The following is a 22,268-nucleotide window of genomic DNA, read 5'->3' as shown; positions in this document are numbered from 1 at the left end:
AGAGAATTTATGAGACTGTTTATTGGCATTGATTTGAGTTATGAACTTAAACAAGCATTACGTGAATTCCAGACGGAACTGAAAGGTCTGGGACTTGGCGGGTCTTACAAATCAGAAGACAATTTTCATATAACCTTAGAATTTTTAGGAGAGTTGGATAAGAGCAATATACCCACCCTTACAGAAACACTGGCTAATGCAGCAAGTAAGTTCAAGCCCTTTGAGTTAACCGTCGGCGGTTTGGGGGCGTTTCCTTCTTTTCGGCGGGCTCATACTTTATGGACAGCGGTTAACGGAAGCCTCCAGGAATTAAACAGACTGAGAAATGATTTACATCTTGATCTTAAAAACAAGGGGTTCAGGTTGGAGGAACGTCAATTTAAACCCCATATAACCCTGGTTTCGCGGCCAAACTTTGATAAGATCGATCTTTCGGTTGTTCAGAATAAAAAACTTGGTTATTTCCAAGTTGAGGAGATTGTTCTCTTTGAAAGTAATGTAGTGAACGGCAAAAGAGCTTACCTAAGTATGTTTAGTGCCGGTTTACAGCAGCCTTCCGTTTCTGGATAATAATTGACCGGCGTTCCGGACCTTTAGCGTACCGTCGGCCAAGGCAGCTTGGCCGTTGACAATGGTATATTTTACCCCTGAAGCCATTACCAAGGGATTTTTATAATCAATGTCCTGTCGGTTTGGGTAACTATAACCATGCATATCAATAATAGCCAGATCAGCGGCTTTTCCTTTAGCAAGTATGCCACGGTTTTCTAAGCGAAATTGGCGTGCAGGCAGGGAGGTTATCCGGCGGATAATCTCTTCCAGCCTCACGCCTTTTTGCCGGCATAAGTCGATATAGATGGGAAAGGCACCCCTGCGAAATAATTCAAACCAGGCAAGAGGGTCATTGATCTCTCCGGAAACTGTGTCAGAGCCAACCATGACCAGAGGATTGAAAGCAATTGAATCCGGGTAAGAGTCACCAGGGAAGTCCTCTCTATGAATGTCGCCATCACAGAAGGTAAGCTCATGATTATGGTTTTCTAAAAGAGTGAGGAGAAGTTCGTTTACTTCCATCTGATAATAGCCGGCCAAGTCTGCTAATGTTCGTTCTTCTAGTAGAGGTTCTCCAGTATTAACGATCCGGAGTTTTTCTTTAAAGCGCATTTTTTTGATGAGCTTTTTGATTGCTTCCTGGGATTGGAGGTAGGGGCGAGTGGTTAGGTATTGAAACAACCTGTCTTTTCTCCTGAAGTGTCCGCTGCTTTTAGGAATGGTATCCAGTGCAATTTCTAAACCGCGTTCACGAGCGGAGAGAATTTCTTGGAATGACTCAGGTGAAGTTGGGGGGAGATGGGAGACCTGGACTCGTATGCCGATTCTTTTCCCAATAGCAATGGCTTCCCGCACGGCTTCTGGGGTACCCAGATAACTGCGGAGATGGGAGGTATAAATTCCGTCGTATGTCTGCACCACCCGGGCGAATTGGATAAGCTCATCGGTATCGGCATATTTGCCGGGATTGTAGGTTAGTCCTGTAGAGAACCCTAAGGCCCCTTGTTCCATGCCTTCATGAATCAGATGAATAATTTTAGCTTCCTCTTTTATGCTGGGTTTGTTTTTAGAGTTACCAATAACCTGCCAGCGCAGGGTGCTGTGGCCCAGGAGAAAGCCCATATTTACACTGATGCCTTTGTTTTTAACAATCTTAATATAACCGGGAAAGTCTGTCCAGGCAGGAACTTTAGTTTTTAGTATCTCCACAGAAGGAGCGGAAATAAGCCCTTTTTTTGTCATGTATTCATAGATCCTATGGGATGAACAGTTGATGATGGAATGCCCGCAGTTTCCGGTGATGAGGGTGGTGACTCCCTGACGTAAAAACTCTTCAAACGTGCCCTGGGATAAAACCGTTAGCTCTTCATGGACGTGAGGATCTATAAATCCCGGACAGACGGTTAAGCCGGAGGCATCAATCAGCTGGGCAGCTTGATATTTAAGGCCGGCTGCAATGTCCGCAATTTTTCCTTGAGATATGGCCAGGTCACCATGGAATCCGGGCTTGCCCGTGCCATCGATGATGAAGCCGTTTTTTATTAACAGGTCGCAATTCACTAGTATCACTCCAGTATAGAATACTCAGGTTAAGAAGTAGGACGGCAAATTATAAAGATAGCTGAATCGAGACTACTCAGGTCTCGATTCAGCATTAGGAGTGTGTGCAGAGCTTTAGAAAATGAACAGGGAGAGGACAGCTCCCGAGAGGATAATCCAGAGGGTATCGATTTTTGTGAAGCGCTGCAGGCCAAAGGCGGCCAGAGCAATGCCAATAGTGGGCAAATCTACTAAGGAGCTGCCCGCTAATTTGAGGATCACAGCCCAGAGAGTACCTATGAAAGCGGCAACAATGCCGGTGATCACCATTTTTATCAGCTCAATTTTACCGGCGCGGTTATAAAGGTCGGAGATCAGGTTAACCATGGCAAAAGCCGGCAGGTAGATATTGGCCATGGACAGAGCGGCTCCAAAGACCCCGGCAACTTTATAACCGATAAAAGCTGAAATTACTGTAACCGGACCAGGGGTTAGGAGACTTAAAGCCAAGGCGGCTCCGAATTCTTCATTGGTTAGAAAGTGGTAGTGATTGACCATGGTATCTTGGATAAAAGGGAGCATGGCGTAGCCGCTGCCAAAGGTCAGCCCGCCGATTCGAAAGAAAGTGTTGCCCAGTTGTCGGTAGACAGGGTCACTGAAATTAATAGTAAAGTTAACGGTTATTAAGATTGCCAGAAGGGCCAAAGTAATTCCAAAACTTTTTTTGCTGAAACTGAACTTGGCTGTGACTGCGGCCCTTTCAGCCTTTTTTTTATCCAGCCAAAACCGCTGGTCCATGATAACTTGCCAGCCCTTAAACTTATAGGTCAGAAAGGTAAAGCAGAGACTCACTGATCCGGCAAGGAAAAGGAGAGTAAGAATATTGACTTTAAGGAAGTAGATCATTAAAAAACCGCCGGCAGCCAACACCGTCAGCTGTGGTGAATTGACGCCTCTTTTCCAGAGATCGATGATGGTGTTAAGGACGAGACCAACCACTAAAGCGCCGACTCCTTTGAAAAGTGAGTTCACCCAGGGTAAATCGTTGTAATTCAGGTAGAGATGGGCCAGGATGACCATGAGTGTAAAGCAGGGCAGGATAAAAAAGATCGTTGCAATTAAGCTGCCGGGAAAACCTCTCAGGAAATAGCCGATATAAGTATTCAGATTGACGGCAGGTGCCCCAGGTAATAATTGAGAAAGGGCTATGCCATTTAAATATTCTTCATCCGTCAGCCAATGTTTCTTTTCTACCAGGGTTTTTTTAGCTTCCCCTAAAGCGGCTAAACTATATGATGCCAAGCCAATGTGCAGAACAGTTTTTGCTATGTCAAAGAGACTTATCATCTTCTGCTCTTCGGAGGACTGTTGTAAATAATGGTTTGGTTTCATTGGGATACCCCCTTCTACTCAACTATTCCTTGAGGACTCTTCCTGAGGAAAGAATATTCTAACAGGGGATAAACCCGCATTCTTCCAGTATGATATTCCCTTCGGGACCGGTCAAAAGATCCATAAAGGAATGAGCAAGTTCAGGGTATAGGCTGTTTTTAGATAATCCGATGGCAAATTCAATGGGCTTGCCGTGGATAATGATTTTTTTTCCAGGTATTTTACTCTCTACGGAGACTGCTGCCTGATCATAAAAAGTCGCATGAGCGGGGCTGGAAAGATTAATCTTTGCCGGCAGGGGGATGTAAGGGAGGCCGAGGTACTCTGCCTCTGAGGAATACAAAAAGGCGTAATCGACGCTGCCTTTAAATAGTGCACGTGCCAAGTCCAGGGACTTAGGATAAACGGTATAAGGAATGCAATTTTCCTCCAGCTTAGAGCACAATCCTGCTTTGCTGTAATAGGATTCTGCCAATTGCCAAACCATTAACGTTCTATAACCGCAAGGATCAAGATGATGGCTGGATCGTGCAAAGGTGACCCCTGGTTTGAGAAGCTCATCAGTCCAGTTATCCGGAGTAATTTGGCTGCTGCCCTTGGAAAAGCGGCTGTAGGCGATGACCATTTGATCGGCGGCAAAAATAAAATAGTCCTTTACTAAGTCCGGTACCAAAAGCTCGGCGAAAAGAGCCTGGTCAGCCAGAGCAATAATGTCATAAATTTCACCGGACAATAGTTTCCTGGCTGCTTCTCTGGAACCAATTCCGGACACCTTAAATTCCAGATTGGGCATATGTTTGGAGAAGTGTTCAACGCATCTTTCCATGACTTGATGCAATGCTCCGGCGTGAATGATCTTTAGAGTTTTGGCTGAATTACTCAAGGTTGTTCCCCCCATTTTCCCCCTTGGCTAAGGATACGTCGTAGTCCCGATAAGCTTGCAAAAAGTTCTCTAACCTAGCTTTTTGTTGGGCTAAGTATTGAACCCATAACTTTAAGGTCGCTTCTCCTTGGGAAGTTAATTGATATTGCCGCCTCCCGGGGCCGGATTCACTCACTTCCCAGTGGGATTTAATCAAACCGTCTTTATCCATACGTCTCAAATTACGGTAGATTGTCGCAGTGTCTACTTCACTGCTCATAAAAGGAGCATCATTCAGACGTTGAATTAATTCATAGCCGTGGGAAGGTTTTTGTCCTAGCAACAGCAGTAATTCAGCTTGAATTGACCGTTCAATGGATAGGGATAATTCCAAATTAATACTTACATCATCACTCATATGTGTACTCCTCAGCTAGTGTCATCGTGCATATAGGTTTATTGTGTATATTGTACTGCGACTTTTTTAGAGCGTCAATATTTTAGTGATGATTTGGCATGGGTAATTTAAATTAGGGAACACTAAAAAAATTCGTAGAAATTTTGAGGGAGGAACCATTGATGTCAGAAGATTTTCAAACTTTGAAATCCCATTATGAATTAGCGATTATTGGCTGTGGTCCCGCCGGGATGTCGGCCGCCTTAAATGCTAAAATTCGAAATCGGGATTTTGTTTTATTAGGCTCCGAATTTTGCAGCCCAAAGCTTTCAAAAGCGCCCCAAGTTGACAATTGGCTGGGCTTTCCGGAAATCAGCGGAGAAGAACTGCGACAGCGTTTTCTGAAGCACGTGCAGGAAAAAGACATACCTATAACCCAGTTTAAAGTATCCAACATTTATCCCGGCCCGCCCTTTACTCTTGTAGGCAAGGACCAATCCTTTGAAGCAGACTCTGTTATTATTGCCACCGGAGTGTCTGCGGGAAAACTATTTCCGGGCGAAGCTGAATTTTTAGGAAGAGGTCTGGGGTATTGCGCAACTTGTGACGGACCTTTATACAAAAATAAAAGCGTAGCGATCATCTCTTATAACCGGGAGGGGGAGGACGAAGCCAATTATATGGCAGATATCTGCGCCAAAGTTTACTATATCCCTTATTATGGCGATGTTGTGAAGCTGGATCCCCGGGTAGAAATTAAAAAAGGCCAAGTTAAGAAAATCCTTGGCACTAATAGTGTTGAACAAATTGATTTAGGGGAAGAGACCTTGAAGGTTGATGGAGTATTTATTATCAGAGAAACCTTGCCTGTGGAACAGCTTGTATCCGGACTGGAAATGGAAGGATCTGCTATTAAGGTCAATCATAAGCTGGAAACGAATATGCCGGGATTATTTGCTGCCGGCGACTGTACAGGTCAGCCTTATCAGCTGATTAAGGCTGCGGGGGAAGGAGGAACCGCAGCTTTGCAAGCCGTTAAATATTTAGACAACCTCAAAGGAGCAAGTCCCAATGGGCCTTCCATTCATTAACAACCCGGAAGCACTCTCTTTTCATCATCTGCTGGTGCTGCGGCAGCGGCATGGCAGGCTACCCTGAAAAATTAATAGCAGCTGCTCCAAGACAATATCTTTGAGCAGCTGCCAAGTTTTACTAAAGTTTTTTCAAAAGAGACCATAAGGGTGACTTCTTAACAAGCTCGCCGGCTTTTTGTAAAGAAAAGTTCTGATTAAGATCAATACCCAGAGCCTTTAATGATTTTCTTAGAATTGCAGTGAGTCCTGGCGGAAGAAACGATTCATCCCTGGGAGAAGGGTTGACTTTTCGGGAATAGTCTTTTACTTCAAAGGGTGTGATACGTTTTTCCGGGATTCTTTCATCCCTATTCTTTAGGTCGGCGTTGGTTGATTCTTGTTCAGGTCCGCCTGTATTTCTGTTTTTCTTAAAAAGGCGAATATTGTCATATTCGTTCATGATCGCACCTCTTTTCTATTTATCGATAATAAATACCTAAAAATGCTATTTTTATAGACTATGTAAGAATACGTCCAATTGTTTATATAAAAATTCGGCTGTTTGAGATCTTACTAATCTAGATTAGTCAATCTCAAACAGCCGAATTTTTAAACTGCTCTGAAAAAGGGATCTTAATCAACTACGTCAGCTAACGTACCCTTGGAATCAACGTCCAAAAGCATGGCCTGAGCATTAATGTCATGTTTCCTCAGCATGTCCAGCATGCTGGAGGAAACCTCTAAATTAGAGGTGTTTGGAACAAGAGCCAAGAGAGTAGGGCCCGAACCGCTGAGAGCAGAACCATAGGCTCCGGCTTGTAGGGCTGCTTCAAGTGTTTCCAGTAATCCTGGGATAAGGGCTGCTCGTTGAGTTTGGTGAAGTTTATCACACATTCCTTCCTTGAGGAGGGAATACTCTTCACGGATAAAGGCTTCCGTTAGCAAGGATACGTGGGAGATATTAAAAACGGCATCTTGACGGGGAACTTCCGGAGGTAAAATTCCCCTGGCTTTTTTAGTGTTGAGATGGGTATCGGGAATGACCACAACGGCTTTGAGCTTGGGTGCCTGTGCTAAAACCCTGGGCAGCACTCCTTTTTCCGTAGGTACAGACAAGGTAACACCTCCATAGAGAGCAGGAGTTACGTTGTCCGGATGTCCTTCTATTTCATTGGCCAGTTGCAGGAGTTCAAAGGAGGAGCAGGGGGATCCGGCTAGGAAGTTGGCGGCTGCCAGTCCGCCGACAATGGCGGCGGAACTGCTGCCTAAACCTCTGGCGGGGGGGATTTCATTGTGAAAAGTCAGATCGACGGAGGGAACAGGAAAGTGTATGAAATCCCAAAAATGACACATAGTGCGCCATACAAGATTGCTTTCATCTTCCGGCAGTCCCTCTTTGTAAGTACCGGCTAATGAGATGTGAAAAGAGCGGTCGGTTTTTACAGTTATTGTATTATAGAGCTGCAGGGCCATACCTAAACAATCAAAGCCTGGCCCGAGATTGGCAGTGGTAGCAGGTACCTTAACCTGGAACATTATATTCCTCCCCTTATATGATTCCGACCTTAAAATTTTGGATCCTCTTTTTCAAAACGAATGACGTTGTCAATGCTTAAGACCTTGCTGTAGGCTTTGACAGAGTCCAGGGCTTCCTGAAGAGCTCCTTCCCGGCATGGATGGGTTACCAGGACAATTTCAGCCTGGTGTTCTCCGCGAGGTTTTTGGATGATGGAAGCAAAACTAATGTTTGCTTCAGCAAAGAGCAAAGCTAGAGTTGCCAGGACACGAGGTTCGTCCTTAACGAGAAGGCGGATATAAAAGGCAGTATAGAAATCTGAGACGGATTTAAGCGGCAAGTCCAGATAGCATGTGCAGTTGATGGAAGCCGTGGACTTGGCTTGAATGTTGCGGGCGATACGCATAATATCGGAGACAATGGCACTTCCCGTAGGCAGGGACCCTGCACCACGGCCATAAAACATGGTTTCACCTACCGCATCTCCTACTACATAAATAGCGTTGAAAACTCCCTTGACAGCCGCCAGAGGATGGGTAAGAGGGAGAATAGCAGGATGGACACGTACTTCAATGCCTTCAGCATGATGCTTAGCGATGGCCAGAAGTTTAATGGTACAGCCAAGTTCAGCAGCGTAGGCCAGATCTTCACTAGTTATCTTAGAAATACCTTCTACAAAGACATCTTTAAGGGCGACCCGGGAATTAAAAGCGATGGAAGCGAGGATGGCCAGTTTGCGGGCTGCGTCAAGGCCGTCCACATCTGAAGAAGGATTTGCTTCAGCGTAGCCTAGCTGCTGAGCTTCTGCCAGCACTTCCCCATAGTCACGTCCCTGTTCAGCCATGGCAGTCAAAATATAGTTGGTTGTTCCATTGATAATACCAAGTACTTCGGTAATCTGATTGGCGGAGAGAGACTCTTTCAAGGCTGCAATAATGGGAATGCCGCCGCCCACGCTTGCTTCAAAGTAAAGGTCTTTTCCCGCCGCATTGGCGGCATCCAGGAGTTCATGACCGTGAAGAGCGATTAAATCCTTATTAGCCGTAACAACGCTTTTTCCGTGTTGCAAAGCTTCTAAAATAAAGGTACGGGCAGGTTCGATGCCACCCATAACTTCAACGATAATATCGATTTCAGGGTCCTGAAGAACTTTTTCAGGTTGATCCGTGAGGAGATAGTCTCCGCTGATCTCCCGTTCTCGGTGAAGATCACGGTCAAGGATTGCTTTGATTTGCAGCTCACTGTGGGTACGAGTCTCGATGTCCTCAGCATTTTGCTGTAACACTTTGACGACCCCGCAGCCTACTGTACCTAAACCCAATATGCCTATTTTTAGGGGCATGATAGTCAACTCCTCTCGAAAAAACAAATGTATCTGCATAGTGGACATTATACCTTGTTACAACTTGCTTTGACAAGGAATTTTAGCAAGGAATTTCGCTTAATTATACAAAATTAGGGTTGACACTGAGGTGTGTATTCTGTATCATATACACAACGTTCTCGTTTTAAATGTAATATAACAGAAAAGGAAGTGTACCTAGGGTTCCGGGGATAACCTGTCTGGTCCAAGCGGTACAGAATCCATAATGGGTTTACACCGTGGGTAGAAAAAACCCAAGCGGAAAGTTCCACGTTACAAGGGACTGCGCTTGGGTTTTTATTTGTAGACAGAAAGCTTCTCGACAGAAAAATTGCCGACAGCATGTGAAAGGTGAGTTGAAGATGATTATTTATTTAAATGGGGCTTTTGTTTCGGAAGAAGATGCCAAAATATCTGTTTTTGATCATGGCTTTTTATATGGAGACGGAATTTTTGAAGGAATTCGTGCCTATCATGGCCGAGTTTTCAAATTGAATGAACATTTAAAGAGATTATATGAATCAGCTAAATCGATTAACTTAACCATTGGTTTGACAAAGGAAGAAATGCAGGAGGTTGTTTTGGAAACCCTGCGCAAAAATGAATTGAAGGATGCCTATATACGCTTGGTAGTTTCCCGTGGCAAGGGAGACCTGGGACTTGATCCTCAAAAATGTTCTAAAGCGACGATTATATGTATAGCCGCCCAAATTAAGCTTTATGAGAAAAGCATGTATGAGCAGGGCTTAAATGTTAAGACTGTAGCTATCCGAAGAAATAATCCGGATTCCTTAAATCCGAGGATAAAGTCCCTTAATTATCTTAACAACATTCTGGCTAAAATCGAGAGTACTCAAGCCGGTGTTATAGAAGCAATTATGCTGACCCAAGACGGTTATGTAGCAGAGGGAACTGCGGATAATATTTTTATATATCGAGATAATGTCTTGCTGACTCCCCCGCTATCGGCAGGAATTCTGGAAGGTATTACCCGAAATTCTGTCATAGAACTTGCTAAAGACCTTGATATTAAAGTCAGGGAAGAGTTATTTACTCGTCATGATTTGTATACAGCCGATGAATGTTTTCTAACCGGAACAGCTGCTGAATTGATTCCCGTTAGAAATGTTGATGGACGAGAGATTGGGATTGGAGAGCCTGGACCAATATTTAAACAGCTTTTAGAGCAGTTTAGGGCGCTTACCCATGTCAATGGTCCTGAAATTTAACATCTTATAGGAAGAAAGTTTAGGGAGGGAAATGTATGAGTGAAGAAAAAACAGGATTAGTAGGTGCAACAATTTTATTAAATGCATTGCAGGAGGAAGGGGTCGACGTCATCTTTGGCTATCCGGGAGGGGTGCTGCTTCCACTGTATAATGCCCTCTTAGATAGTTCAATTCGGCACATATTAACTCGCCATGAACAAGGGGCCGTATTTGCAGCTGACGGTTACTCAAGAGTAACGGGTAAAGTTGGGGTCTGTTTAGGGACTTCAGGCCCGGGGGCGACCAATCTGGTCACAGGCATTGCCAATGCCTTTTTAGACTCCATCCCTTTGGTTGTTTTAACAGGACAGGTACCGACAGGCTCCATTGGGTCGGATTCTTTCCAGGAGGTGGACATTATTGGCATCACTATGCCTATCACTAAGCACTCTTACTTAGTGAAAGATGCCAGAGATCTGCCGAGAATTGTCAGAGAAGCCTTTTATCTGGCTCGGACCGGTCGTCCGGGACCGGTTCTCATCGACCTGCCAAAGGATGTTCTGGCCGCTGAAGATGTGATTCCTTTTTCAAATGAGATGAAATTAAAGGGATATAAAGCATTTGGGCAAGGGAAGAATGGTAAGATCGAAGAGGTCGTTAAAGCCCTCTCTGAATCCAGTAAGCCGGTACTTTATGCCGGCGGTGGTGTTGTCACCGCCGGTGCGGAAGAGGTTTTAAGACAATTTGTGGATAAAACCTCTATACCTGTTGTCACTACCTTGATGGGTATCGGCAGCCTTTCCTTAGAGCATCCTAATTCTCTGGGTATGGTGGGAATGCATGGAACCGTAACCGCAAACTATGCAGTGGACGATTGCGACCTGCTCATTGCCGTAGGGGTTCGTTTTGACGACCGGGTAACCAGCGGAATAGGAAATCGTTTTGCCACGAAAGCAAAAGTCATTCATATTGACATCGACCCGGCGGAAGTACGAAAAGTTGTCAAAACAGATATCCAAATTATTGGCGATGCTCGTCAAGTTCTCACGGAAATAATGGAGGTTTTGCCGGGATTCTCTGCTCCTAGAGTTGAAGAATGGTGGAAACAGCTCCATGATTGGAAGAAAAATCATACCCTTGACTATGATAAGAATCGCTTAACGCCTCAGGTTGTTATTCAAACTCTTGGAGAGGTAGCAGGGGGAGACACAATTGTCACTACGGATGTGGGACAGCATCAAATGTGGGCAGCTCAATACTATCCGGCAGTGGATCCCCGCAACTATGCTACCAGCTGCGGCCTGGGAGTTATGGGGTATGGAGTTCCTTCTGCCGTTGGCGCTCAGATCGCCCGTCCCGGAGAACCGGTGCTGGTTATTACCGGGGACGGATCTTTCCAAATGTCCATCCAGGAATTGGGTACCATCGCCCAAAACCAACTCCCCATAAAAATTATACTTCTCAATAATGGAGTTCTGGGCATGGTTCGGCAAATGCAGAAAATGTTCTATGATGGGCGTTATAATCAGATAAGCCTGCAAGGCAATCCCGACTTTGTAAAAGTGGCTGAAGGCTATGGTATCCATGGCATTCGTGTTAATGCTCTTGAAGAGCTGCGCAGTGCTTTTGAAGAAGCGTTCAAACATCCGGGGCCTGTGCTTGTGGAAATTCCTATATCTGAGGATGAAAATGTCTTGCCTATGGTTCCACCCGGTAAACTGATTACTGAAATGATTGTGAGGTAATAATATGTTGCATACACTGGCGGTATTGGTAGAGAACAATCCAGGCGTTTTAATTAAAGTAGCAGGACTGTTTACCCGCAGGGGATATAACATTGATAGTCTTACAGTTTGTCAGACAGAAGATCCTGAACTTTCGCGCATGACAATCGTCGTTAATGGGGATGATCAAATTATAGAACAAGTGCGGAATCAACTGGGTAAACTAGTGGTTGTTCACTCAGTTTCGGACTTCACCGGACAAAGTGTTGTTGACCGCGAGCTGGCCTTGATCAGGGTTGAAGTCACTCCCGAAACAAGGTCTGCGGTCCTTCAAACGGTGGATATTTTCCGGGGACGGGTGGTTGATATGGGAAGAACCAATTTGACGGTGGAGTTAACGGGGGATATTCCCAAAATTGATGCTTTTGTCCATGCCATTCAGCCTTATGGCTTACTCGAATTAGTGCGTACCGGAAAAGTTGCGATTTTAAGATCCCAAGCATAGAGAAAGATTTCGTTTGTGTTATAATATACATGGTCTTTTTGAGAAAAGGCTTAAAGTTGAAAGGGAGTTATAGAAAATGGCAAAAATGTATTATGAAGTTGATGCAAATCTGGAATTATTAAAGGGCAAAGTCATTGCGGTCATGGGATATGGCAGCCAGGGACATGCTCAGGCTCAAAATCTGAAAGATTCAGGACTTAATGTGATCATTGGACTTCGCCCAGGCAGTGCTCGTACAGAACGTGCCCAAGCAGCAGGCTTTGAAGTCATGACGGTGGAAGAGGCCGCCAAGCGTGCGGATGTCATTCAAATCCTGCTTCCCGACGAGACTCAAAGCAAGGTTTATCAGGAAGAGATTAAACAGCATTTAACTTCTGGAAAGGCTTTAGTCTTTTCTCATGGCTTTAATATTCACTTTGGACAAATTGTTCCTCCAAGTGATGTTGATGTGTTCATGGTTGCTCCCAAAAGCCCTGGTCATTTAGTGAGACGTACTTATACTGAAGGTGCCGGGGTGCCAGCCTTGATAGCTGTTCATCAAGACGCTACTGGCAAAGCTAAAGAATTAGCCTTGGCTTATGCTAAAGGAATTGGCTCCACGAAGGCAGGGGTATTGGAAACCACCTTCGGTGAAGAAACCGAAACCGATCTTTTCGGAGAACAAGCCGTTTTATGCGGAGGAGCCTCCGAATTGGTTAAAGCAGGTTTTGATACTTTAGTTGAAGCAGGTTATCAGCCGGAGATTGCTTATTTCGAATGCTTGCATGAGCTGAAACTTATCGTGGATTTAATGTATGAAGGCGGAATGAGCTGGATGAGATACTCAGTGTCTGATACTGCTCAATACGGGGATATGACCATTGGCAAACGCATTGTTAACGAAGAAACCCGTAAAGAAATGAAACGGGTACTGCAAGAAATCCAAGATGGCCGCTTTGCTAAAGCATGGCTCCTTGAAAACCAAGCAAATCGTCCGACCTTTAACGCCATGACCCGCATTGAGGCCAACCATCCTATCGAAAAAGTAGGAGAACAATTAAGAGGCATGATGAGCTGGCTGAAAAAGCACGAATAAGCTCATGAGTTTCTGGGGGATTGTTACAGAATTTGTTCACTGATGATTGCAAATCATTGCCCTAACGGGTGGTGATTTGCAGTTCTTTATTTGCTTATGGTTGATTCAATGTTATTGGAAGGAAGTTGGAGTAATGCGTCGGATTGAAATCTTTGATACTACCCTGAGAGATGGCGAGCAATCACCTGGAGTAGCACTTAACGCAGAGGAAAAATTGCAGATTGCCCATCAATTAGGCAAGCTGGGAGTTAATGTTTTAGAAGCAGGGTTTCCTATTGCTTCTCCCGGAGATTTTGCGGGTGTGCGCAGGATCGCTCAGGAAGTCAGAAATGTGAGTGTCGCTGCTTTGGCGCGGGCAAATGCTAAAGACATTGAATGTGCATGGGAAGCGATCTCTGAAGGTGAATCTCCGCGCATTCATACCTTTATTGCCACTTCGCCGATACATATGCGTTATAAACTTCAGAAATCGCCGGAGGAAGTTTTGGAGCAGGCTGTCCAAGCCGTACGATTAGCAAAGTCCAAAGTGAGTGACATTGAGTTTAGTGCAGAAGATGCATCACGCAGCGATGTGGATTTCCTGGCTAAGGTTTTTTCAGGAGTGATTCAAGCAGGTGCAACGGTACTGAATATTCCTGATACCGTAGGGTATGCAACTCCGGAAGAGTATGCTGCTTTTTTGCGGGCTATCATGGAGCATACCAAGGGTATAGAGAAGGTCAAAGTCAGTGTTCACTGTCACAATGATCTGGGTTTGGCTGTGGCTAATTCCCTTGCTGCCGTAGGCGCAGGAGTTCATCAGTTAGAGTGTACCGTTAATGGAATTGGGGAACGTGCAGGAAATGCCGCTTTAGAAGAACTTGTTATGGCTTTGCACACGCGCAAAGACCAGTTTAAGGCGGAAACAAGCATTGTAACCTCAGAAATCGCCAGGACCAGTCAGTTGGTAAGTCGTTTGACGGGAATGATGATTCAGCATAATAAGGCTATTGTGGGGAAAAACGCTTTTGCCCATGAATCAGGCATACACCAAGATGGTATGTTAAAGGATCGTTCCACCTATGAAATCATGTCGCCCAGCATAATAGGGGTGGACGCTGAATCTATTGTTTTAGGAAAACATTCCGGACGGCATGCTGTACAGCAGCGGCTGACAGACTTGGGCTTGGAATTAGATGAGAGCCGATTTGAAGAGTTGTTCTCCCGGTTTAAACTTTTGGCCGATCGCAAACGTGAGGTGACGACTGCCGATCTGTTCTCTCTGGTCGAGGAACAGAAAGAAAAAACGGATCAGATTACCTTAGATTACCTGCAAGTCTCAAGCGGAACTCATCTGGTTCCTACAGCAACAGTGGGACTCCAGTATGAGGGGCAGCGCCTAGCTGATGCTGCTTGTGGAGACGGACCTGTGGATGCAGCCTTTAAAGCGATTGATAAAGTGCTGGGAACTCAAGGAATCTTGAGTCACTATTCCTTACAAGCCCTTGACGGCGGAGAGGACGCACAAGGTGAGGTTACCGTCACTGTCAGGTTCGGCGAGAATTTGGTTGCCGGCCGGGGTGTAAGTACGGATATTATCGAGGCCAGTGTACGGGGATATCTGCAAGCGGTTAATCGAGCCTTTGTACGAGGCTGGGTAAAAATTTGTGAGAATAATGCGAGCTGACACATCCCAATGTTGAAAGGAGTAAAAATAATGCCTAAGGTTTTAGTTTTGCCCGGTGATGGTATTGGTTTAGAGATTACCCCCCAAGCAGTTAAAGTGTTAGAAGCGGTATTAAAAAATCATTCTACAAGCTTAAGCTTTGAATATGGTTTAATAGGCGGGGCCGCTATTGATGAGGCCGGCAAAGCCTTGCCTGATGAAACCTTAGCTGCTGCTCAAGCAGCAGATGCCATCCTGTTAGGTTCAGTCGGCGGCCCTAAGTGGGACACTTTGCCTGCTCCCCAGCGTCCGGAATTAGGTGGATTGTTGGCTATTCGCAAGGCTTTGGGCCTTTTTGCCAATATTCGTCCTGTTAAGATGCTCCCGATGTTAGTGGAAGCTTCAACCCTGCGCCCGGAAGTTGTCAAAAATGTTGATCTTGTTGTCTTGCGGGAACTAACCGGGGGGCTTTACTTCGGAGAGAAAGGGAGAGGCACTGAGCCAAGAAGTGCCTTTGATACCTTAATCTATACAGAGGAAGAAATTCGCCGCATCGTTGACCTGGGCTTCCAAACCGCGGCAAAGCGTCGAGGTAAACTGTGCTCAGTGGATAAAGCCAATGTCTTGGAGTCTTCTCGTTTTTGGAGAGAGATTACCCTTGAAGTTGCAAAAAACTATCCGGATATTGAATTAAGTCATATGTATGTGGATAATGCAGCTATGCAATTGGTACGCTGGCCGGAGCAATTTGACGTTATCGTTACCGAGAATATGTTCGGAGATATCCTCACGGACTTAGCCTCTATGTTGATGGGATCCATTGGCATGATTTCCTCAGCAAGCTTAAGCGGAAGCAAAGGACTCTACGAACCAGCCCATGGATCGGCTCCGGATATTGCGGGTAAGAATATTGCCAACCCCTTAGCAACCATCCTCTCGGCAGCCTTAATGCTGCGCTACTCCTTTGGCTTGGAGCAGGAAGCTCAAAAAATCGAGGCGGCTGTTGAACGAGTCCTGCAGGAAGGGTATAGAACTCCGGATTTAGCAAAACCAGGGGACAAAGTACTGGGAACCAAAGAAATGGGCAATGCTGTTGTCGCCGCTCTTAAATAAAACAATATCTTAAAAAATTAGGAATTATTTGCTATGCACTTGATATTCTTGAATGATTAAGATAGAGTATAAGAAATTAGATAGTGAATAAAGCAAATGATCGACCCAGTAGGATAACCAGAGGTGTCAGAGAGAAAAACAAAATGCTGAGAGTTTTTCCGCCTAAGGTATTTGAAACCCAGTCGTGATGCTCTGATGAAGAATCGGACGGCTTCCACCGTTATTAGGAGTCTTGTTAGTCATATCTGGCAAGATTAAGTTGGCATAGGCAATAAAGGTGGTACCGCGGAAGGCTTCTTTCGTCCTTATAAAGGATGAAAGGGGCCTTTTTGTATTATTAAAAGATGCTAAAGCTAAAACTAAAGCTAAGATAAAGTGTAAGAAAGGATTGTCGAATAAAATGTCATACAGTATCGGTTTTATTGGTGGAGGAAATATTGCAGAAGCTATGATCAGCGGTCTTAAAAAGACCAATAAAGAGCTGGAGATTCGAGTGACGAATCTTTCCAACCGAGGACGTCTCCAGGGCCTGGTTGACAGATATGATGTGACAGCAGCATCCCTTCAAGACCTTGTGGAAAACTCTCAGGTCGTAATTATCGCAGTGAAGCCAAAGGATGTTCAAGGTGTACTGAAAGACTTAACGGCCTTTTCTTTACAGAACAAGTTGGTCATCAGTGTGGCAGCGGGTGTTCCTTTAAGGGTCTTCGCCAAGTATCTGCCGGGAGTAGCAGTGATCCGGGCCATGCCCAATACTTCCATGGCTGTACTGCATTCCATGACAGGCTTAGTTCGCGGTGAAAATGTCACCAATGAACAGGCTGAGATGGGTGAGAAAATCTTTTCAGCTACCGGCCGGATTATGTGGGTTCCTGAAAAAAATATCAATGCCTTAACTGCTATCAGCGGCAGCGGACCGGCCTATTTTTATTTATTCGCTGAAAGTTTGATCAAAGCAGGGGTTGAGTCGGGGCTGAGTGAAGAGGAAGCTGAGATTCTTGTTTTGGAAACCTTAATTGGATCTGGGAAAATGATTGCCGAAAGCGATAAATCCCCGGGAAAGCTTCGTGAGGAAGTAACTTCACCAAACGGGACAACCTTTGCAGCCTTAAATGTATTTATGGATGAGAACCTGGCTCAAACTGTTCTTAAAGCGGTTAAGGCTTGTGCCCGCCGTGCCGAGGATTTGGAAGGAGAGTATTCAGAGTGACTTTGAATGGGGTTCGGAGAATTGTCCTGAAAATAGGAAGCAGTAGTTTGAACCATCCCCAGGGAGGCTTAGATGAAGCCGCTATTGCTCAAGTCGTTTCAGCAATTGCGGACTTAAAAAAGCATGGCGTGGAATGTATTATTGTTACTTCCGGTGCCGTAGCGGCTGGGATGGGACGTCTAAAACTTCATAACCGGCCGAGAGATTTGCCGGGCAAGCAAGCGGTATCAGCCGTTGGACAGGGTGTGCTGATCGAGATGTATACCAGGAATTTCGAACAGCATGGTATTGTAGGAGCCCAGGTTTTGTTGTCTCGAATCGACTTAGCTCAAGCATCCCATTACAGAAACGCTCAAAATACACTGGAAAAATTACTTCGCTTGCATGTAGTACCAATTATCAATGAAAACGACACAGTTGCTGTAGATGAGTTGTGCTTTGGCGATAATGATACCTTGTCGGCTTTGGTAGCCGGGCTGGTAGGCGTTGATTTGCTGGTCATTTTGACAGATGTGGACGGCTTATATACGGCTAACCCTAAAAAAGATCAATCAGCTCAGCTCATTAAAGAAGTTGCAGAGGTTTCAGCAGTAGAATGTATGGCCAGTGGGGCCGGAAGTATGTTGGGAACCGGAGGAATGGTCACTAAACTGAGGGCGGCGAGAATTGCAACACACTTTGGCATTGGTACTCTTCTTTTGAATTTCACACGCTTGAAGGAATTGGACGATCTTACCAAGGGTGAGGCCCCGGAGGGCACTTACTTTAAGCCGGTAAAGCACCGCCTGGCAGGAAGGAAACGTTGGATTGCCTATGCCGGATTGTCTGAAGGCTGTATCCACGTCGATGATGGAGCTGCCAAAGCCCTTTTGGAAGAAGGAAAAAGCTTGCTGGCAAAAGGAATAACAGGTGTCTCCGGAACTTGGGAACGGAAGGAAATTGTGAGAATACTCAATAGTCGAGGAGAGGAGATCGCGAAAGGAGTCGTTGAGCTAAATCACGACGAGGTACTCCAGGTCAAAGGGATGCACTCCGGGAAGCTCCATGAACTCATTGAAAATTTTGAAGGGGAGGAAGTGGTCCATCGAGATAATATGACAGTGATGGTGGATATGTAATAGGCTTCGACACAATAATTTTAGGAGGGAAAAACTATGTTTGAGGCAAAACTTATTGAGATTGGGCAAAGAGCTAAACAAGCGGCTCGTTTATTGGCTTATGCCAGCACAGAATCTAAGAACAATGCCTTACTTGCTATGGCGGAGGCCCTTTTAAAGAATCAAGAGGAAATTCTTGAGGCTAATCAGCGGGATGTCCAAGCTGCAGAAGAAAAAGGTCTCAAAAAAAGTTTGGTTAATCGTTTAAGACTGACTGCCGCAAGTATTGCCCAAATAAGTCAATCTCTAAAAGAGGTTGTTGCCTTACGGGACCCGGTGGGAGAAGGAGAAATATGGACCCGGCCTAATGGACTGCGTATTCAGCAGGTACATGTACCTTTAGGTGTGGTTGCCATGATTTATGAAGCCCGGCCCAATGTGACGGTGGACGCAGCAGCCTTGTGCCTGAAATCGGGAAATGTGGTGATCTTAAGAGGAGGGTCCGAGGCTCTGGAGAGTAATAAAGTATTGGCAAGAGTGATTGCAGAAGCAGCAGAAGCAAGCGGCCTGCCTGGGGGATGTATTCAGCTGATCACTGAAACAAGCAGAGAATGGGTACAGAAGCTCATCCGTATGAATGAATTTCTGGATGTCATCATCCCCAGAGGAGGGGCCGGTCTGATTCAAGCTGTAGTTCAAAACTCGACGGTACCTGTGATTGAAACCGGAACGGGTATGTGTCACGCTTTTGTGGACAGGGATGCGGACTATGAAAAAGCTGTTCCTATCGTGGTCAACGCCAAGACACAAAACCCAGGGGTTTGTAATGCTTTGGAAACACTCTTGGTGGATGAAGGGATTGCTGCAGAGTTCCTGCCCTTAATCGGGGAAGAGCTGAAAAAGCTCAATGTTCAGCTGAAGGGCTGCCCCAGAACCTGCGATATCTTGACTTATTCACTTCCGGCAACAGAGGACGACTGGAAATATGAACATCTCGACTTGATTCTGGGAGTAAAAGTAGTGCCAGATTTGGATGGGGCGTTAAACCACATTTATCAATACAGCACCAAGCATTCGGAAACCATTGTTACAGAGAATTACTCCAGGGCACAACGTTTTTTGAGGGAAATTGATGCTGCAGCAGTCTACGTCAATGCCTCGACTCGATTTACGGATGGAGGGCGATTCGGTTTTGGTGCGGAAATCGGCATCAGTACTCAGAAATTACATGCCCGGGGCCCCATGGGTCTGAAGGAACTGACCACCATAAAATACATGGTTTACGGTGATGGACAAATCGTCTAAGTTTTAGTGGGAATTTGACTGGAATTCGGCATTAATCGGATGGAGTGAGGTTCGTGGGCAATAAGCAGGTAGCTTTAATACGTGGGATTAATGTCGGGCGAGCAAAGCGTGTAGCGATGGCTGATTTGCGCAGTCTAGTGGTGGGTCTGGGCAACGGGGATGTGCGCACGATTCTTAATAGCGGCAATGTTGTTTTTACGGCTATAGAGGCTCATGCCGTAACGTCTGCTCAACGAATCGAGCTTGGGCTTTTGGAGAAACTAGGCGTTTCTGCCAAAGTTATTGTGGTTTCAGAGCAAGAGCTTGTTCAGGTTGTCTCTGAGAATCCCTTAGATTATGCAGCCAAGGATCCCTCAAGATTTCTGGTGGCTTTCTTAGAAAAACCAGAGGATAGGGATAAGCTCAAAGACTTGGCAAGGAAGGATTGGGCGCCTGAGGCTTTGGCAATGGGTGAACGAGTTGCTTATCTCTGGTGTCCCAACGGTATATTGAAGAGCCAGCTGCCGGCTGAAGTGGGACGCATACTGGGCGATACTGTGACCACCCGCAATTGGGCCACTGTGATGAAGCTTTACGGACTGATTGGATGTCAATGAGTTGACGAAAGCAAGGAAGTTTTCTATACTGTAGGTGTGACATTAACTTAATGAAAGGCAAGGTACTGGCAGAAAATGAAGCACTAATTCACTTATGTTTTTTAAATGAGATTTTTAAGTCGTGGTACTACGGCTTATGTATCATGCATTTTATTAAAACTGTGAGTGGATAGTGTTTTCTAAACTGATGGTAGCTTGTTGAATGGATATTACCAAAATTTCTGAGTTCCTATCATGGCCATGGTATTTCTGTGTCTGTGCTAAGGTCTCCAGGCTATTTGGCATTCATGACACTATCCTCTCCGGTTTAGGAGGGGTTTTTATTTTATTAGTTGAATGCAGTAATCTTAAGAAATATTTTGCTGATCGCTTGATTATTCAACTTGAAAATTTTAAGGTTTATTCAGAAGACCGGATTGGAATTGTAGGTGCTAATGGGGTTGGCAAAACCACGCTGCTGAAGATATTGAGCAAAGGCCTGGAGCCTGATGAAGGTCAGGTTAAGCTGTATGGCAAGTGCGCTTATATATCCCAGCTTGATCCACCGGAGCAAAAGCAGACCAGTGCTGAGCTGGCCGCACAATTTGGTATTTCAAGCACCTGGAATGAGACAATGAGCGGCGGAGAAACCACCCGCTTTAAGCTTGCTCAAAGCTTGAGTCAGGATTGTCCTTTAATTTTTGCTGACGAGCCAACCAGTAATCTGGACCTGGAAGGGATTGAACTATTGGAACGCCGGTTGGCGGAGCACCGTAGTGGGCTTATTCTCATATCGCATGACAGGCGTTTTTTGAATCAGTTGTGCAACAAGATCCTGGAGATTGAAGAGGGTGAGCTTAAAGTCTATCCCGGCAACTACAGCGATTATTGTGTACAGAAGCAGGAAGAAAGAGAAAGAAGGCAGTTTGAGTATCAACAATATATTAAGGAAAAAAAGAGATTACTGGGAGCTGTGGAAGAGACAAAGCAAAAGGTCAAAAATGTGAGAAAGACCCCTAAAAGAATGGGCAATTCTGAGGCCCGACTGCATAAAATGGGAGATCAAAAGGCCAAGGCTTCTCTTGATCGAGCCATAAAAAGTACGGAAACTAGAATCGAACACTTAGAAGTTAAAGAAAAGCCTGCAGAACAGCAGAGGATCAAACTGGACGTGACAGACTCAGGGATGCTCTATAGTAAGATAATTATTGAAGGCAATGATATTTGTAAGACCTTTGGCAAGGAAGCTATATTCAGAGATGCGGAGTTCAAGATTGAAAATGGCGCCAAGGTGGCCTTGATTGGTCCTAACGGCTGCGGTAAAAGCACACTGCTAAAAATGATTTTGGCAAAGGATGATTCCTTAAAAGTAGCTCAAGGAGCTAAAATCGGCTATTTCAGCCAGGACATGACTATTCTTAAGGATAAGTTGAGCATTATTGAAAATGTTATGGAGGAAAGCATTTATCAGGAAAGCTTTGTCCGAACACTGTTGGCGAGATTACTCCTCAAGGGGGATGCGGTATATAAACAAGTAGGCCTGCTGAGCGGGGGGGAACGAGTTAAAGTTTCGTTTGCCAAGATTTTATTACAAGATATTAACTTGCTTATCCTAGATGAGCCCACCAATTATTTGGATATTAATTCTCTTGAAGTAATAGAGGAGGCTCTGCGAGGTTATAATCGAACGCTTTTGTTTGTCTCTCATGATCGAAGTCTAATAGGTTCAGTAGCTGATCATATCATGACCATAGAAAATCAGGGAATTCAAATGTTTCAGGGAAGCTATGCAGACTACCTGGCTCAAAAGGATAGGTCTTCGGATGATGGGAGAGAGGATCTTGAAAAGCAGGTTCTTATTTTGCAGCATCGTCTCACAGAAGTGGTGGGCAGATTGTCCATACCAAGGAAAAAGGATGATATGCAAGCCTTAGATAAGGAGTATCACGAGCTTTTAGCAAAACTTAAACCTTTAAGAGAGAAGCTTAAAGGTTTGACAGGACTGTCGTAACGCTGAAAGTTATATCTGCAGGCATGTACGGTAGAGATAATATTTGCTGGAATTAAATAAAAGGGAACTTTTGCAGTTGGCAAAAGTTCCCTTTTATTTAGGTCGG

At 45.0% G+C, this 22,268-nt stretch carries 20 protein-coding genes; 13 read left to right on the top strand and 7 right to left on the bottom strand.

What is annotated here, in order from left to right:
• Positions 1-9 precede the first annotated feature (9 nt).
• Complete coding sequence (thpR, locus tag DESOR_RS17145; protein ID WP_014185846.1) at positions 10-570, top strand: RNA 2',3'-cyclic phosphodiesterase; 561 nt, start codon at positions 10-12, stop codon at positions 568-570.
• On the opposite strand, the gene DESOR_RS17140 is transcribed toward thpR, so the two are convergent.
• The 4 genes from DESOR_RS17140 to DESOR_RS17125 all read right to left on the bottom strand — a co-directional run bounded on the left by DESOR_RS17140 (position 544) and on the right by DESOR_RS17125 (position 4,763).
• Positions 544-2,112, bottom strand: coding sequence for an N-acyl-D-amino-acid deacylase family protein (locus DESOR_RS17140; RefSeq protein WP_014185845.1), 1,569 nt, complete (start codon positions 2,110-2,112; stop codon positions 544-546). The genes thpR and DESOR_RS17140 overlap by 27 nt on opposite strands.
• A gap of 114 nt (positions 2,113-2,226) precedes the next feature.
• Entirely contained in the window at positions 2,227-3,483 is a 1,257-nt protein-coding gene (chrA, locus tag DESOR_RS17135) for a chromate efflux transporter (protein ID WP_014185844.1), read from the bottom strand.
• Positions 3,484-3,541: 58 nt separating this feature from the next.
• Entirely contained in the window at positions 3,542-4,366 is an 825-nt protein-coding gene (locus DESOR_RS17130; protein WP_242832342.1) for an extracellular solute-binding protein, read from the bottom strand.
• Positions 4,359-4,763: a PadR family transcriptional regulator gene (locus tag DESOR_RS17125; RefSeq protein WP_014185842.1), complete on the bottom strand. Its 405-nt coding sequence runs from the start codon at positions 4,761-4,763 to the stop codon at positions 4,359-4,361. The genes DESOR_RS17130 and DESOR_RS17125 overlap by 8 nt, the downstream gene beginning before the upstream one ends.
• 161 nt (positions 4,764-4,924) lie before the next feature.
• Between DESOR_RS17125 and DESOR_RS17120 the strand changes: the two genes are divergently transcribed.
• Complete coding sequence (locus tag DESOR_RS17120) at positions 4,925-5,833, top strand: NAD(P)/FAD-dependent oxidoreductase (RefSeq protein WP_014185841.1); 909 nt, start codon at positions 4,925-4,927, stop codon at positions 5,831-5,833.
• A 121-nt stretch (positions 5,834-5,954) separates the two neighbouring features.
• Here DESOR_RS17120 and DESOR_RS17115 read toward each other — a convergent pair whose 3' ends face one another.
• The 3 genes from DESOR_RS17115 to DESOR_RS17105 all read right to left on the bottom strand — a co-directional run bounded on the left by DESOR_RS17115 (position 5,955) and on the right by DESOR_RS17105 (position 8,673).
• Positions 5,955-6,275 (bottom strand): hypothetical protein, encoded by a 321-nt coding sequence (locus DESOR_RS17115; protein WP_014185840.1) that lies wholly within the window; start codon positions 6,273-6,275, stop codon positions 5,955-5,957.
• Between the two features lie 173 nt (positions 6,276-6,448).
• Complete coding sequence (gene thrB / locus DESOR_RS17110; protein ID WP_014185839.1) at positions 6,449-7,351, bottom strand: homoserine kinase; 903 nt, start codon at positions 7,349-7,351, stop codon at positions 6,449-6,451.
• Positions 7,352-7,380: 29 nt separating this feature from the next.
• Positions 7,381-8,673, bottom strand: a complete 1,293-nt coding sequence (locus DESOR_RS17105) for a homoserine dehydrogenase (RefSeq protein ID WP_014185838.1) — start codon at positions 8,671-8,673, stop codon at positions 7,381-7,383.
• Between the two features lie 383 nt (positions 8,674-9,056).
• Between DESOR_RS17105 and ilvE the strand changes: the two genes are divergently transcribed.
• From ilvE to abc-f, 11 genes are all read left to right on the top strand, one after another.
• Positions 9,057-9,923, top strand: a complete 867-nt coding sequence (gene ilvE, locus DESOR_RS17100) for a branched-chain-amino-acid transaminase (RefSeq protein WP_014185837.1) — start codon at positions 9,057-9,059, stop codon at positions 9,921-9,923.
• 35 nt (positions 9,924-9,958) lie between these two features.
• A complete protein-coding gene (ilvB, locus tag DESOR_RS17095) occupies positions 9,959-11,647 on the top strand; it encodes a biosynthetic-type acetolactate synthase large subunit (RefSeq protein ID WP_014185836.1) in 1,689 nt (562 codons plus the stop codon).
• Between the two features lie 4 nt (positions 11,648-11,651).
• Entirely contained in the window at positions 11,652-12,131 is a 480-nt protein-coding gene (gene ilvN / locus DESOR_RS17090) for an acetolactate synthase small subunit (protein ID WP_014185835.1), read from the top strand.
• 76 nt (positions 12,132-12,207) lie between these two features.
• A complete protein-coding gene (ilvC, locus tag DESOR_RS17085; RefSeq protein WP_014185834.1) occupies positions 12,208-13,206 on the top strand; it encodes a ketol-acid reductoisomerase in 999 nt (332 codons plus the stop codon).
• A gap of 100 nt (positions 13,207-13,306) precedes the next feature.
• The gene (locus DESOR_RS17080) at positions 13,307-14,872 is read left to right on the top strand and encodes a 2-isopropylmalate synthase (protein WP_282434380.1); all 1,566 of its coding nucleotides are present in this window, start codon (positions 13,307-13,309) and stop codon (positions 14,870-14,872) included.
• 30 nt (positions 14,873-14,902) lie between these two features.
• Positions 14,903-15,964, top strand: coding sequence for a 3-isopropylmalate dehydrogenase (leuB, locus tag DESOR_RS17075; protein WP_014185832.1), 1,062 nt, complete (start codon positions 14,903-14,905; stop codon positions 15,962-15,964).
• Positions 15,965-16,364: 400 nt separating this feature from the next.
• On the top strand, positions 16,365-17,174 hold the full coding sequence (gene proC, locus DESOR_RS17070; RefSeq protein ID WP_014185831.1) for a pyrroline-5-carboxylate reductase: 810 nt from the start codon (positions 16,365-16,367) through the stop codon (positions 17,172-17,174).
• Between the two features lie 2 nt (positions 17,175-17,176).
• Positions 17,177-18,292 (top strand): glutamate 5-kinase, encoded by a 1,116-nt coding sequence (gene proB / locus DESOR_RS17065; protein ID WP_042332419.1) that lies wholly within the window; start codon positions 17,177-17,179, stop codon positions 18,290-18,292.
• A 36-nt stretch (positions 18,293-18,328) separates the two neighbouring features.
• Positions 18,329-19,576, top strand: coding sequence for a glutamate-5-semialdehyde dehydrogenase (locus tag DESOR_RS17060; RefSeq protein ID WP_014185829.1), 1,248 nt, complete (start codon positions 18,329-18,331; stop codon positions 19,574-19,576).
• A gap of 53 nt (positions 19,577-19,629) precedes the next feature.
• Complete coding sequence (locus DESOR_RS17055) at positions 19,630-20,172, top strand: DUF1697 domain-containing protein (protein ID WP_014185828.1); 543 nt, start codon at positions 19,630-19,632, stop codon at positions 20,170-20,172.
• A 202-nt stretch (positions 20,173-20,374) separates the two neighbouring features.
• A complete protein-coding gene (gene abc-f, locus DESOR_RS17050; protein ID WP_014185827.1) occupies positions 20,375-22,162 on the top strand; it encodes a ribosomal protection-like ABC-F family protein in 1,788 nt (595 codons plus the stop codon).
• Positions 22,163-22,268 lie beyond the last annotated feature (106 nt).

Origin of the sequence: Desulfosporosinus orientis DSM 765 (genome assembly GCF_000235605.1) — a bacterium.
GTDB classification, from domain to species: Bacteria; Bacillota; Desulfitobacteriia; order Desulfitobacteriales; family Desulfitobacteriaceae; genus Desulfosporosinus; species Desulfosporosinus orientis.
The sequence above is the reverse complement of the archived record's forward strand: the minus strand, read 5'-3'. Positions and strand labels throughout refer to the sequence as shown.

Excerpts from the sequence above, each read along its gene's own strand:
- thpR (WP_014185846.1), top strand. The coding sequence starts at position 10 with ATGAGACTGTTTATTGGCATTGATTTGAGTTATGAACTTAAACAAGCA.
- chrA (WP_014185844.1), bottom strand. The coding sequence starts at position 3,483 with ATGAAACCAAACCATTATTTACAACAGTCCTCCGAAGAGCAGAAGATG.
- DESOR_RS17125 (WP_014185842.1), bottom strand. The coding sequence starts at position 4,763 with ATGAGTGATGATGTAAGTATTAATTTGGAATTATCCCTATCCATTGAA.
- DESOR_RS17120 (WP_014185841.1), top strand. The coding sequence starts at position 4,925 with ATGTCAGAAGATTTTCAAACTTTGAAATCCCATTATGAATTAGCGATT.
- DESOR_RS17115 (WP_014185840.1), bottom strand. The coding sequence starts at position 6,275 with ATGAACGAATATGACAATATTCGCCTTTTTAAGAAAAACAGAAATACA.
- thrB (WP_014185839.1), bottom strand. The coding sequence starts at position 7,351 with ATGTTCCAGGTTAAGGTACCTGCTACCACTGCCAATCTCGGGCCAGGC.
- DESOR_RS17105 (WP_014185838.1), bottom strand. The coding sequence starts at position 8,673 with ATGCCCCTAAAAATAGGCATATTGGGTTTAGGTACAGTAGGCTGCGGG.
- ilvE (WP_014185837.1), top strand. The coding sequence starts at position 9,057 with ATGATTATTTATTTAAATGGGGCTTTTGTTTCGGAAGAAGATGCCAAA.
- ilvB (WP_014185836.1), top strand. The coding sequence starts at position 9,959 with ATGAGTGAAGAAAAAACAGGATTAGTAGGTGCAACAATTTTATTAAAT.
- ilvN (WP_014185835.1), top strand. The coding sequence starts at position 11,652 with ATGTTGCATACACTGGCGGTATTGGTAGAGAACAATCCAGGCGTTTTA.
- ilvC (WP_014185834.1), top strand. The coding sequence starts at position 12,208 with ATGGCAAAAATGTATTATGAAGTTGATGCAAATCTGGAATTATTAAAG.
- leuB (WP_014185832.1), top strand. The coding sequence starts at position 14,903 with ATGCCTAAGGTTTTAGTTTTGCCCGGTGATGGTATTGGTTTAGAGATT.
- proC (WP_014185831.1), top strand. The coding sequence starts at position 16,365 with ATGTCATACAGTATCGGTTTTATTGGTGGAGGAAATATTGCAGAAGCT.
- DESOR_RS17060 (WP_014185829.1), top strand. The coding sequence starts at position 18,329 with ATGTTTGAGGCAAAACTTATTGAGATTGGGCAAAGAGCTAAACAAGCG.
- abc-f (WP_014185827.1), top strand. The coding sequence starts at position 20,375 with ATGGATATTACCAAAATTTCTGAGTTCCTATCATGGCCATGGTATTTC.